At 55.2% G+C, this 13,400-nt stretch carries 9 protein-coding genes; 7 read left to right on the top strand and 2 right to left on the bottom strand.

Annotated elements, in window-relative coordinates; all coding sequences use genetic code 11:
* Positions 1 to 12 precede the first annotated feature (12 nt).
* Positions 13 to 1,128, top strand: coding sequence for an efflux RND transporter periplasmic adaptor subunit (locus FFI90_RS09470; RefSeq protein WP_144777776.1), 1,116 nt, complete (start codon positions 13 to 15; stop codon positions 1,126 to 1,128).
* Entirely contained in the window at positions 1,128 to 4,202 is a 3,075-nt protein-coding gene (locus FFI90_RS09465; RefSeq protein WP_144777775.1) for an efflux RND transporter permease subunit, read from the top strand. The genes FFI90_RS09470 and FFI90_RS09465 overlap by 1 nt, the downstream gene beginning before the upstream one ends.
* Before the next feature lie 62 nt (positions 4,203 to 4,264).
* On the opposite strand, the gene FFI90_RS09460 is transcribed toward FFI90_RS09465, so the two are convergent.
* Positions 4,265 to 5,245, bottom strand: coding sequence for a helix-turn-helix domain-containing protein (locus FFI90_RS09460; protein WP_144777774.1), 981 nt, complete (start codon positions 5,243 to 5,245; stop codon positions 4,265 to 4,267).
* 153 nt (positions 5,246 to 5,398) lie between these two features.
* Positions 5,399 to 7,075, bottom strand: coding sequence for a putative bifunctional diguanylate cyclase/phosphodiesterase (locus tag FFI90_RS09455; RefSeq protein WP_144777773.1), 1,677 nt, complete (start codon positions 7,073 to 7,075; stop codon positions 5,399 to 5,401).
* 279 nt (positions 7,076 to 7,354) lie between these two features.
* Here FFI90_RS09455 and FFI90_RS09450 point away from each other — a divergent pair, with 279 nt between their 5' ends.
* The 5 genes from FFI90_RS09450 (at position 7,355) to FFI90_RS09430 (ending at position 13,150) form a co-directional block, all read left to right on the top strand.
* Entirely contained in the window at positions 7,355 to 8,971 is a 1,617-nt protein-coding gene (locus FFI90_RS09450; protein ID WP_144777772.1) for a methyl-accepting chemotaxis protein, read from the top strand.
* 85 nt (positions 8,972 to 9,056) lie between these two features.
* Complete coding sequence (locus FFI90_RS09445) at positions 9,057 to 9,371, top strand: DUF3301 domain-containing protein (RefSeq protein ID WP_144777771.1); 315 nt, start codon at positions 9,057 to 9,059, stop codon at positions 9,369 to 9,371.
* 114 nt (positions 9,372 to 9,485) lie between these two features.
* Positions 9,486 to 10,832 (top strand): substrate-binding domain-containing protein, encoded by a 1,347-nt coding sequence (locus tag FFI90_RS09440; protein WP_246123469.1) that lies wholly within the window; start codon positions 9,486 to 9,488, stop codon positions 10,830 to 10,832.
* A gap of 142 nt (positions 10,833 to 10,974) precedes the next feature.
* Positions 10,975 to 12,270 (top strand): pyridoxal phosphate-dependent aminotransferase, encoded by a 1,296-nt coding sequence (locus FFI90_RS09435; RefSeq protein WP_144777770.1) that lies wholly within the window; start codon positions 10,975 to 10,977, stop codon positions 12,268 to 12,270.
* Positions 12,271 to 12,325: 55 nt separating this feature from the next.
* On the top strand, positions 12,326 to 13,150 hold the full coding sequence (locus tag FFI90_RS09430; protein ID WP_144777769.1) for an inositol monophosphatase family protein: 825 nt from the start codon (positions 12,326 to 12,328) through the stop codon (positions 13,148 to 13,150).
* The last annotated feature ends 250 nt before the right edge of the window (positions 13,151 to 13,400 follow it).

Here is a 13,400-nt window from a genome sequence, read left to right as displayed (position 1 = left end):
AGGACCTGAACTATGCGCACTGCTTCCCGCTTCCTGATCGTAATCGTTTTCCTTGGCGTGGTGCTTGGCGGCATCTTTGGCTACAAGTTTTACCAGTTTGGACAAATGGAAAAACAAATGTCCCAACCACAGCCGCCTGCACAGATTTCCGCCACCGAAGCTCGCACTGAGAGCTGGACCCCGTCCATAAAAGCGGTGGGAAGCATCAAGGCCATCAACGGCATCGAGGTCGCCAACGAGGTTCCTGGCGTTATCGAAAGCATTAACTTCGAATCCGGTGACATCGTCAAGCGGGGCGACATCCTCATTCGTCTTAATACCGCAATTGATGAAGCCGCTGTACGTACGCGCCGAGCAGAAGCCCATCTGGCGGAGCAAGAGTTCAAGCGCATCTCTGACCTGCTGCCACGGCGAGCTGTTTCCCAGTCCCAATACGACGAATCCAAGGCAAACTTCGACGCCGCACGTGCCCGCGTTAATGAAGCAGACGCTCAGCTTAGCAAAAAAGTGATCCGCGCACCGTTCGATGGCACCCTGGGCATTCGCATGGTGGATCAGGGGGAATACATTGCCACAGGCACGCCGATTGTTGAAATCAACATGCTCAACCCGATTTACGTGGACTACACCCTGTCCGAAAAGAACCTGCAAGCCGTTGACCGAGGCTATTCTGTCGTCGCTACCGTTGCTGCCGTGCCCGATCAGGAATTCAAAGGCCAGGTCAGCGCCATCAACACCTCGGTGAATCCGGAAACGCGCACCGTTCGCATTCGCGCTACGCTGGACAACCCGGAGAACCTGCTGCGACCGGGCATGTTTGCAACCATACTGACCAAGCAGCCAGAAGATAACGAAGTTGTTACCATCCCCCGCACCGCCATTTCCTACAACACCTACGGGGATTTCGTGTTTGCTATTGAGGAAAATGAAGGTGGTGATCTGATTGTCAATCGCCGCACCATTACCGCAGGCCAAACGCGGGATAAGCGGGTGGCAGTTCTCTCCGGTCTTGAAGCAGGCGAGAAAGTCGTTTCCAAAGGATTGCTGAGGCTTCGTGCCGGACAAAAAGTTACCATTCAGGATGGGGACAAGGACGAAGAAAAGCAGCCGCGGGAGGCATCTGAGTAATGCGATTCACCGACATTTTCGTCCATCGCCCCGTACTGGCGACGGTAGTCAGCCTTCTTATCCTGTTGCTCGGTGCCCGGGCCGCCATGGAAATGGAAATCCGGCAATACCCGGAACTCGAGAGCACCACGGTTACGGTCACAACGGCCTACCCCGGAGCCAGTTCAGACCTGATAAAAGGTTTTATTACCACGCCCCTGCAACAGGCTATTGCTGAAGCCAGCGGCATCGACTACCTGACATCCACCAGCTCTCAGGGCACGTCCACCATTGAAGCGAAGATGGTCCTGAACTACGACGCCAACGCAGCTCTAGCCGAAATCCAGGCAAAGGTGGCGAGCCAGCGAAACGTCCTCCCAACAGAGGCGCAAGACCCGGTTATAACCTCCACTACCGGTGATTCAACGGCGCTGATGTACATCGCTTTTTACAGCTCAGAGATGGCTGTTCCAGAAATCACCGACTACCTGACCCGTGTGGTGCAGCCCAGACTGCAAGCCCTCTCTGGCGTTGGTAAGGCAGACCTGCTTGGCCGCAAGTTCGCCTTGCGCGTCTGGCTCGACCCGGAACGTCTCGCGGCGGTGGATATGACGCCTCAGGAAGTGGTGGCCAAGCTGCGCGCCAACAACTATCAGGCCGCCGTTGGCAATACCAAAGGTGCCTACACAGAAGTCAGCATGACCAGCGATACCGATGTGTCGGATCCGGATGAGTTCCGCAATCTGGTGGTCAAGCAGGCTAACGATACCCAGATCCGGCTTCAGGACATTGCCCGGGTAGAGCTGGGATCGGAAACTTACAGCGCGCTGGCCCTCTACAAGGGCCAGCCGGCGACTTACGTTGCAATCGAACTGGCCCCCGGCGCCAACCCACTGACAGTGGCGGGCCTGGTAAAAGGCGATCTTCCGGACATCGAAAGCCAGCTTCCTGGCGATCTGAACGTGCGTCTGGCCTACGACGCATCGGACTTTATTGAAGATTCGATCAACGAGGTGATCTCCACCCTGCTGGAGGCCATGGGGATCGTACTCGTCGTAGTATTCCTCTGCCTGGGGTCGATCCGGGCCTCAATTGTGCCGTCTGTCGCCGTTCCTCTGTCGTTGATTGGCGGGGCCTTTTTCATGCTGATGTTCGGGTTCTCCCTCAACCTGCTTACGCTGCTATCCATGGTACTGGCTATCGGCTTGGTGGTAGACGATGCGATCATCATGGTAGAGAACGTACACCGACATATTGAGCAGGGCGAATCGAGACTTGAGGCTGCACTGCACGGTGCCCGGGAAATGGCGGTGCCAATTATTGCCATGACCACAACGCTGGTGGCGGTCTATGCACCGATCGGCTTTATGGGCGGCCTGGTTGGCTCATTGTTTACAGAGTTTGCATTTACTCTGGCCGGCACGGTGGTGATCTCTGGCATCGTTGCACTTACGCTTTCTCCAATGCTGTCCGCCAAGGTACTCAAGCCCCACGGCAATCCGGGTAAATTCGAGAGACGGGTAGAGCACGCGTTCAACGGCCTTGCTTCGGGCTATAAATCTGCTCTGGGCTCACTGATGCAAACCAAGTCTGTAGTGGTCTTTTTTGCACTCGTCGTACTGGGCTCCATCTATTTCATGGCAATGATGAGCCAGAACGAACTGGCTCCTACAGAAGACCAGGGCATCCTTTTCTATCAAGGCCTCGGACCGCAGACATCCACTCTGGATTATCTGCTTGAGCATGGCGACGAAGTTCAGGAACGCATGAGTTCTGTACCTGGCTACTCCGAAGACTTCATGATTGTAGGTATCACTGCACCCAACGCCGTGTTTGGCGGGTTCAAACTGGCACCCTGGAGTGAACGGGAGGTAAGCCAGTTTGAGGTCCAACCCCAACTCGATGCAGAACTCAAGAACGTAACAGGATTGCAGACAGCCGTCTTCCCAAGGCCATCCTTACCCGGGTCGGGTGGTGGCCTGCCGTTCCAGTTCGTGATCACTACGGGCAACAGCTACGAGCAGCTCGACCAGGTGGCTGATGAATTGCTGGGCAAAGCGATGGGCAGTGGTAACTTCATGTTCCTGCAGAAGTCCATTAACTTTGATCGCCCGGTGACACGCATCCAAGTTGATCGCGACAGGGTCGCCGACCTTGGGCTTTCCATGCAGGACGTTGGCCAATCGCTTTCCAGCATGCTTGGCGGCGGATACATAAACCGCTTCAGCATGGAAGGCCGGTCCTACCAGGTCATCCCGCAGGTAGACCAGAAGTTTCGACTGGATGAACAAGCGCTGAACGATTACTACATCCGCGCAGGCAATGGCACACTCGTGCCGCTGGGCAGCGTGGTGAGCTTCAGCCACGATGTGGAGCCCTCAAGCCGCACACAGTTTAACCAGCAAAACTCTCTCACCCTGCAAGGGGTCATCATGCCAGGTATAGCGGCAGGCACGGCCATGGACTTTGTCGAGCAAGCTGCAAATGACGTGTTCCCACAGGGATTCACTTACGATTACACAGGCGAAAGCCGACAGTTGGCAAACCAGGGTAGTGCCTTGATCGTCACGTTCTTCCTGTCCCTGCTGGTCATCTATCTGGTGCTTGCGGCTCAGTTCGAAAGCTGGCGTGATCCGTTTATCATTCTGGTTTCGGTTCCCATGTCGGTAGCCGGCGCAATGGCATTTATCGTGCTTGGTTTTGCAACCATGAACATTTACACACAGGTGGGCCTGATAACGCTGATCGGGGTTGTCTCCAAGAACGGCATACTGATCGTGGAATTTGCCAATCAGCTGCAAAAAGAACGTGGACTGGGCAAAGTCGATGCGGTTATTGAAGCGGCCGCCATTCGTCTACGGCCAATCATCATGACGTCTCTGGCCTTGATCTTCGCTATGGTGCCGCTGCTGATCGCATCCGGCCCGGGTGCGGAAAGCCGCTTTGCGATTGGCCTGACAATCAGTGCCGGCTTGGGTATCGGCACCCTGTTCACCGTGTTCGTGCTGCCAGCGTTCTACATTTTGCTGGCCCGCGATCACAATGCGGGAACAGAGACAGCGGCTGAGTCTCAACCGGTGCCAAAACACTCGTAACCGGTAGCAACGTAATAAAAAACCCCGCTAACGTTTGGTTGGCGGGGTTTTTTTAGCTTCAATTACCTCTGAGTCAGCATTTCACAGGTCAACTCGCCCGCGTTCATATCGGCTTCATAGAGATGTTGGCGACACCGCACTGTCTTGCTGGGCAATTCGCCAAAATGCTCCCGGTAAAGTGCCGCAAAACGACCCAAATGGGAGAAACCCTCATCCGCGGCATACCGGGATATATGAGGCTCCCTGGCTTGGCAATCCACCAAACGGCGTCGAACCCGGATAAGGCGTTGACGCTGGTAAAACCGGTAGGGTGTCAATCCCGTGCTGCGTTTCATCAGATAGTATAGGTTACGCTCGCTGGCACCTGAGTAACTGGCAAGCTCCTGCAGGTTAAATTCCCAATTCGGATTCTGTTCGATTTTATCGATTGCTCGTTGCAGGCGTCGATCCGGAGGCGACGTATCCAGAACCTCCGTTATCTGGCCCCCGGCCTGCAACTTTGCCAGCTGACCAAAAAGCTCACGGGTAAGTGCCTTGGCATGCGCGTCGTCGATATAGAACCGGGTGCTTTGGAGATAGCGTTTTATCAATGGCGCTATGGCGGGCAATTGTTGGTACGTCCCGGCCAGCAGGTTTGTCTCAGCCAACTCAAGGGTTGGCTTCAGAACAATAAGCCGGCTGTTTTCTGCGAGCCTGAGATCAAATTCATCTCCTGAACGAACCCAGGTCGGCACGCTCAGTGACTGCCAGGCACCGTCAGAAGACGAGATTGAAATGTCTCCACCAGAAGCAAATAACAGGAGTGGAATCGATGCCCGGCAATGGCCGGCTTCCATCTGTTGAGCAACGTGCAGACAAATAACCTTGCCCGCGCTGGTAGTTAACCAGGCCAATCCGCCTACCGGTTTGGTAACCTGGTACGACCGGCAACCGGTAAATGAAAGGCCGGATATCAAACCAATTGTTCGGAACCACGGTTGGCAGAACACCCGATCAATACGGATATAGGCGTCCAGTTCAGATTTTGTGATTGCGTTTCGCATAAATCCCGTAAATCAAGGAGTTGGTACGCGCCTTCGTGCGCCACGCGCCATCTGTAACAACCTGTATTAATTTGTTTTAATTTAATACAGTTCGCCTCCTCGACATGGCCGCTTATTGCAAATCGTGCAAAATACGAGCCCCAGATTAACAATTTATTGACATAGATCAAGAACCGTCTTCTTCACCTGTTGCCAGGGCTGCGGTCGGGCCATTAAATACCCCTGCCCTCGCTGGCAGTTCAGCTCCTGCAGTTCCTGGTATTGAGCCTTAGTTTCGATACCCTCAGCCACAACCTCCAGCTCCAGGGCATCTGCAATCCCCAAAATGGCGGACACAATCCGGGAATCGGAATCCTGCGTACCCAGGCGACGGATAAACTGCCGATCTATCTTGAGGACCTGTACCGGCAGGTTCTGCAAATACGCCAGCGAAGAATAGCCTGTGCCAAAGTCATCAATGGCTATCCCCACGCCCTGATTTCGGAGTTCCTTGAGCGTTTCCAGGCACTGCCTGGTAAGGTGCATGATATGGGTTTCGGTAATCTCGATCTCCAACTGCCAGCCAATTTTCTCGATACGTGCCAGCAGGGGGCCTATAACGAGGCCAAGCCGGGCATCGGTGATCTGGCGAGCTGAGATGTTAATTGCCAATCGGAACGAAGCGGAGATTTCCGGCGGCACTTCCTGCAAATCTGCCAGTATCTGGCGCACCAATTGCTGTGTCATTTCGTGGATCTGCCCCCGACGCTCGGCCAGAGGAACAAACACAGCTGGCGAAACCGAACCGAACTCCGGATGGTCCCAACGCAACAGGGCCTCCATACCCACAGCCTGCCCGGAGTGGAGGTCGTATTGAGGTTGGTACATCACATGAAACTCGCCAGGCGAGGTTTTCAGGGAAGCGACCAGGGCCTCTGAAAGTTGTTGCTCACGACGACCTTGCTCATCATCGGCCTCGCTGTATATCCGGTAGCAGGCCCGGCCGGCCAGCTTCGCCGCATACATGGCACGATCTGCTTTCTGTAATAACTCCGCGCCACTTTTCCCATGTAAGGGGTAAACGGCGGCGCCTATCGACGCCGATAAAAAATACTCCCGTTGGCCCACGATCACCGGGGCACGAAAAGCCTGAATCAAGCGCTGACCAACGTCCTCCAACTCATCGAGATTTTGCAGCTCCACAATAACCGCGAACTCGTCACCAGATAATCTGGCGACCACATCAACTTTGCGCACCACACTCCGAATGCACATCGATGCTTGCTTCAATACACCATCACCGAATTCATGCCCATGGAGATCATTGACTGACTTGAAAAAATCGAGATCAATGAATAAAACAGCAAAGCGGGCACCATCACAGGAATGCTGGCTCACCCGAGCTTTCAAGAACTCCTGAAACAATGAACGGTTGGGCAGCTCGGTAAGAGGGTCATAGTAGGCAAGCGAAGCCAGGCGCTCATCCGCCCCGGTTCTTTCGCCCATATCCATAAACATGCCCACGTATGCATGCCGCCCTTCGTACTCCATCGGATAAATGCTGAGCCATTGAGGATAGACCTCGCCACTTCTTTTCCGGTTCCAGATCAGCCCCTCCCATCGCCCTTTGTTAGCCAGGGTCTGCCACATGGTCTGATAAAATTCCGGCGCATGCAGTCCCGAGCTAAGGATTGAAGGGGGCTGACCCACTACTTCATCGCGCTCATACCCGGTCACCAAGCGAAACATACGGTTCACATAGGTAATTCTCGGCTCTTTGGTGACCAACATGATGGCGCGTGGGTATTGATCCACCAACGCCCTGAAATCTTGCTGCTGCTCAAACTGCATGAGTGATCTGCCCCCGTCATTTCAACCCGTAATCTTTGGGCTGCGTACCATCAGCATACAAGGAAGTCCGCATTCAACTATCCAGATTACGCAAAACAGGGTTTCCGAAATTGAATAATGAAGCCCTGCTCATCTTTTGCGTTATATGGATACCACTCAAAGCTCCTTTCATCGCAAACTGGTCTTTAATCAGGTTCGCTGCTGTGCTCGCGCGCCTTGAACTGCGTGCCTTGCACGCCTGCACAGCAACAATACAATGAGATCCAAGCAGAGTGAGATATGCGCAGAAACGAGCCGGTTACCCAAAAAGAACGGACCTATCCCGACGACTTCAACCTCATCACCACCACCGACCTGCAAGGCAAAATTACCGCTGCCAATGACGCTTTCTCAGAGGTTTCCGGTTATACCGCAGAGGAACTGATTGGCCAGGACCATAACTTCATACGGCACCCTGACATGCCGCCCGGAGCATTCGGGGATCTGTGGCAAACGATCAAGAACGGAGATTCCTGGCGCGGAATGGTCAAGAATCGATGTAAAAACGGTGACCATTACTGGGTAGATGCCTTCGTGACCCCAATTTTTAGCGACGGCCGCGTCGTTGAATACCAGTCGGTACGCGTACTCCCCGATCGGGCGCAGATCAAAAGGGCTGAAATGGCTTACGCCGCTTGGAATCGCGGCGACATATCGCGGCGGTTTCTCGCCATAAGCCCTGCTCTGCCCTGGAAGCTGCTATGCCTCTACGCAGTGGTTGCCACAGGCCTCCTGGCTTTGGGTCTGGCTACTATGCCCTTCCAAAGCCTGGCCCTCCTTCAAGGGCTGTTAGTTGTGGCTTTTGTGACTCTGCATTGGCTGACACGCCCAATGGTTCTGAGCGCAAGAGCCGTTTGTGGCGATGCTCACCCGGCCATGCCATGGATCTATACCGGCCGCCGTGATGAGAGCGCATGGATAGAGTTCGACCGGCAAAAACGCAACGCCATACTGCGGGCAGTATCGGCTCGAATGCACACGAACGTTGGTCAGTTGCACGGCAACAAGCAACGCACCATCGAGTGGGTATCGCATTCCGTTGCCAGCATTCGCAGCCAACGTGAAGATATCCAGAACATCACCCGGGCATTCGACGAACTGTCGCGCAGCGTCAAAGGCGTGAGTGAGCTGACAAGCCGCACCCATGGCGCAACCATGGATGCCACCAAGTCTGCCGAACACTGCCAGCAACAGATGCAGATAATGAATGACGACCTGTCGGGTCTGGAACGTCAGCTTTTCGCAGCAAACGAACGAATAACCACTCTCTCGGAAAAGAGTGACGCGATCGGTCTGGTGCTTGATGTAATTTCTGATATTGCAGAGCAGACCAATCTGCTCGCGCTCAACGCAGCTATTGAAGCGGCGCGAGCCGGAGAGGCTGGTCGCGGCTTTGCCGTTGTAGCCGATGAAGTTCGAGGGTTGGCCAAGCGCACCCATGAATCAACCCGCAAGATCGAGGAAATTATTGGCGCTCTGCAAAACGAAACCCACGGCGTGGTCGACGTTATAGAACGTGGCGCGAGCGCCTGCAAACAAACTACCTTTATGGGAGGGGAGGCCAGCAAGGCACTTTCCTCTACCCTCAAAGACATTGAGATCATTACCAGCTGCACCCACGAAGTGGCCGGCGCCACGGAGGAACAATCGGCCCTCAGCCTGCAGGTGCAGCAACAGGTGGACCGCCTGCTCGCACTGGGTGACGAGTCCGTACGGAGCGGCGAAAGCGCCCGTCAGGAATCGGAAGATCTCGGTGACAGCGTGGATCAGGCCCAACTGCTCACCAGTCACTTCCTGAAAATGCTTTCTGCCCCGCTACCAGCACCAAACCGGGCTAGAGCCCAGGAAAAAGCATAGCGATTCCCCGCACTCTCACAATAAGGTAGTCTGGCGCTCTGACCCGCTATTTCTTTCGGAAGATCGCCGCTATCGTGTTGTTATCATGACTCTGGGAACGCTGTTCTGGTTGTTTGTTGCAGCCTTTTTTATCTGGTACTGGTGGCGCGCCAAGGCCATCAAGGACTCGGTGCTCCAGGCGGCCCACCGCTACTGCAAAACCATGGACGTCATGCTGCTTGATGATGCCATCTATCTGCGGGGCATATGGTTCAGGCGGGATGACCAGGGCCAGATCCGCGTGTGGCGTCGCTTCATGTTTGACTTTACGTCTACCGGCGAAGAGCGATACAGCGGCAGGGTTATCATGCTCGGCCCGCGAATACTGCATATGGAACTGGACCCGCATCGTTTTCCCTGACCCCCAGGAGTGGCTTGTTCCATTGTTGCGACTGCCTATAGCCACTGAAACATTCCCGCAATAATTCTGCCTCATTCTTCCCGCAACACTGACTGTTTGTTGCCATGAGGTTTTATGATGAAACAACGCCACTCACTCCAGGCGCTGCAGAGTGCTCTGTCCGGGGTGCTCTGCCTGCTTTTGATTTTTAGTGCACCTGCTGGCCACGCCGAAGACATGGAGATTCACGGCTCCAATACAATTGGCGCAAAACTGGCCCCCATGCTTGTCGAGGGCTTCCTCGAAAGTCGCGGCAGCGATCCGATCCGAACCCTTGGCAACGGCAAGCACAACGAGACGCTTCTGGTTGGGAACCGGAGTGGTACGCCCCTTCGAATCCTGGTCGCCGCTCACGGTTCCAGCACCGGCTTCAAGGCACTGGACGCCGGAAACGCCGATGTATGGGCGTCATCCCGGTCAGTCAAACCGGTGGAAGTGCAGCAAATGGCAGGGCGCGCCAACCTTGGGAATCTCCAAAGCGAGCATGTGATTGCGATCGATGGCCTCGCGGTACTGGTTCATCCTTCAAATCGAATCAATCAACTAAGTACCCACACACTGGCCAGAATATTTTCAGGCGAGATCCGCAATTGGTCAGAGGTCGGCGGCGCCGACTTGCCCATTAACCTGTACGCGCGGGATGATCGTTCTGGAACCTGGGACACCTTTAAGAGCCTGGTTCTGGGCAAGGATTACCCGCTCCACGCTTCCTCCAAGCGCTATGAATCGAACGACCAACTCTCAGACGATGTGAGTGCCGACCCCGGAGGCATTGGCTTCTCCGGGCTGGTCTCGGTACGCAATAGCAAAGTACTGGCGATTTCTGATGGCGAAGCTCCCGCAATGAAACCATCCAGGCTGACTGTTGCCAGTGAAGACTACCCGCTTTCCAGACGTTTGTTCATGTACACACCTGGCGATGTCACAACAGCCGTAGCGAAAGACTTTGTCGAATTCGTATTGGGTGCGGAAGGCCAGGCCCTTGTCTCCAGATCAGGATTTATTTCCCAGAATCTACGTGCCGTCAAACCCAACTTGGCCGATAGCACACCCACCACGTTCAAGTTGCTGACCCAGAACTTCAGTCGACTGACCGTTAACTTCCGATTCTCCGAAGGGCGCACCAAGCTGGACAACAAGGCGCAAAGAGATCTGACACGAGTTGCTGAGTTTCTCTGCAGGGAAAGTCGCAAAGCCGATGACTTATTGCTCATTGGCTTTGCCGATCAGCAAACCAACGAGTTACGAGCCCAGATGATTTCAGAATTACGCGCACTTTCAGTGCGTAAGGCACTTTCTGATCTCAACGTCCATGATGTTCATTACACCGGTTATGGCCACTATATGCCTGTGGGCATGGCCGGCGGCACGAGCGGCCAGAAGCGCAATGGGCGAGTAGAAGTCTGGGTTCGCGATCGCTAAGGCCAATTGGAGATTCGGCCGTAGCCAGGCACAGTGATAGCGCGCCGGTGCGGCTTCGGCAATCACCTATCCGCAAAGCCCACACAGATATGTTTGGGTTTCCTATACTGTCGGGGCCACTCTCAACAAACAGACCGGGACAATGGATATCCACAACGACCAACGCTTCGCAATCAACCTGAATGTACGCGGCATTCAACCCTCCGCCACCCTTCGGATCAACGAACTGAGCAACCAGCTTAAATCTGAAGGCAAGGACATCATCAAGCTCGGGCTGGGGCAGTCACCCTTCCCTGTTCCAGAACGCGTAGTGGATGCGCTCAGGCACCACGCCCACGAAAAAGACTACTTGCCAGTCAAGGGGCTCAAGAGCCTGCGTGAATCCATTGCCGGTTACATCAACCGCAGTGAGCGCATGCGGTGTACCTGGGAGGATGTACTGATTGGTCCGGGCTCCAAGGAGCTGCTGTTCATTCTGCAGCTGGCCTATTACGGCGACCTGCTCATTCCGCGCCCGAGCTGGGTTTCCTACGCCCCCCAGGCCCGTATTATCGGTCGTTCCGTGCACTGGCTGCCCACCCACGCAGAAAACAACTGGCAGCTCACCGCTGAGGAGCTGGACATCGTTTGCCGGGACGACGTTTCCCGCCCGCGTATTCTGATCCTGAACTACCCGTCGAACCCGACTGGTTGCACCTACACAGACGACCAACTGCTGGCCATTGCGAACGTGGCCCGCAAATACAGGATCATCCTGCTTTCCGACGAAATCTATGGCGAAGTGCACTTCGAGGGCAAGCATAAGTCCATCGCACGCTACTATCCGGAAGGCACCATCATCAGCACCGGGCTTAGTAAGTGGGCAGGTGCCGGTGGCTGGCGTCTGGGCACCTTTATCTTCCCGAAGGAACTACGCCCCCTGCAGGACGCCATGGCGATCATCGCCAGCGAAACCTACACGGCTACCAGCGCACCCATACAGCACGCCGCAATCACTGCCTTTAACGGAGGCGACGACATAGATGAGTATTTAAAACAGTCCCGCCGTGTGCTGAAGGTGGTTGGTGAGTATATGCACCGGCGCCTGAGTGAGATGGGCGCGGTGGTGCAGAAGCCCGAAGGCGCGTTCTATCTGTTCCCGAACTTCGACAGCTTCCGCGACCAGCTTGCCAAAAAAGACATCAAAACCAGCCAGGCATTTTGCCAATCGCTGCTGGAAAACACCGGCGTAGCCATCCTGCCCGCCAGCGACTTCGGCTTCGTGCCTGACCACCTCGGCGCGCGCCTGGCATTCGTAGACTTCAACGGCGCCGAGTCGCTGCAGCTGGCCGGCGGAGACTATGCCGATCAGGAGCTGGCTGACGATTTTGTCGACAAGGCATGCCCCCGCCTGGTGGAAGCCATGGACAAGATGGAGGCCTGGCTGAACAGCCTTTGATATTGTCATGCTAAACTGGCGCCCTCACTCTTGGAAAGATTCGAACGGGGGCGCCATGTCTGATTCTGTTTTCCTGCGGGACATTACCGATTTCGCAGAAGATCTGGCCCGGGAGGCCGGAAAGCTGATTCGCCGGGAGCGTGATCACAGCTCCCTCCGTACTGACTACAAATACCAGGCCGAGCTGGTCACTCACGCTGACATCATGGCCGATGAGTTCATCACCAGCGCCATCCAGAAGCGTTTCCCGGATCACCGCATCCTGTCTGAAGAAAACACACCGGATCTCAGCCAAGCCGAGAATCTCGAAACACCTCTTTGGATCGTTGATCCCATTGATGGCACGGTAAACTATGCCTATGGCCACCCGCAGGTCGCGGTGTCCATTGCCTACGCAGAAAACGGCCGAGTGCAGGCTGGCGTGGTACACGCGCCCTTCCCGAACGAAACCTTCCGCGCCACCAGGGGCGATGGTGCGACACTCAACGGCAAGCCTATTATCCATAGCGGCGCTACGGTTCCGAGAGACTCCCTGTTTGCAACCGGTTTTCCTTACACCAAGGATAATCTGGCACCTTTGGTGAGCCGTTTGGACGCGATGATTCACCAATGCCGCGACCTGCGCCGTATCGGTTCCGCGGCTCTGGATATCTGCTGGGTAGCTTGCGGTCGACTGGACATCTACTACGAAAACGTCAGCCCCTGGGATTTCGCCGCTGCCCGCCTGATCGCGCTGGAAGCCGGCGCCACAGCTGGTCACTTCAGCGAGGTTCCTCAGGGTTACCCTGCCGACCTCTGGGGTCGCGATATCCTGATTTCGGCACCTGCTATCTGGGAGTCTGTTCGCCAGATTCTTCGGTCTGCTTCCGGGTATGAGTGAGGCTTGGGCTTTGGGAGTTTTCTTCTTTTTAGCCTGATGGTTTCGGAGTGGGCACGGTCAGGAAGGCCCTGTCCCGGAACCGCTACAAGCACGTCCGTGTGCGCTTGACGTAGGCCATCCATGGCCTCCGACATTCCGGGACAGGGCCTTCCTGACCGCGCCATCTAACTGACGTAAAATCTCATCAAAAAAAAACCAGACATCCTTCCGTTTGTCTGAACAGAAGTTAGAGTAAGACGGAAAGAAACGA

Source organism: Marinobacter maritimus (assembly GCF_007671675.1).
GTDB lineage: Bacteria > Pseudomonadota > Gammaproteobacteria > Pseudomonadales > Oleiphilaceae > Marinobacter > Marinobacter maritimus.
The sequence above is the reverse complement of the archived record's forward strand: the minus strand, read 5'-3'. Positions and strand labels throughout refer to the sequence as shown.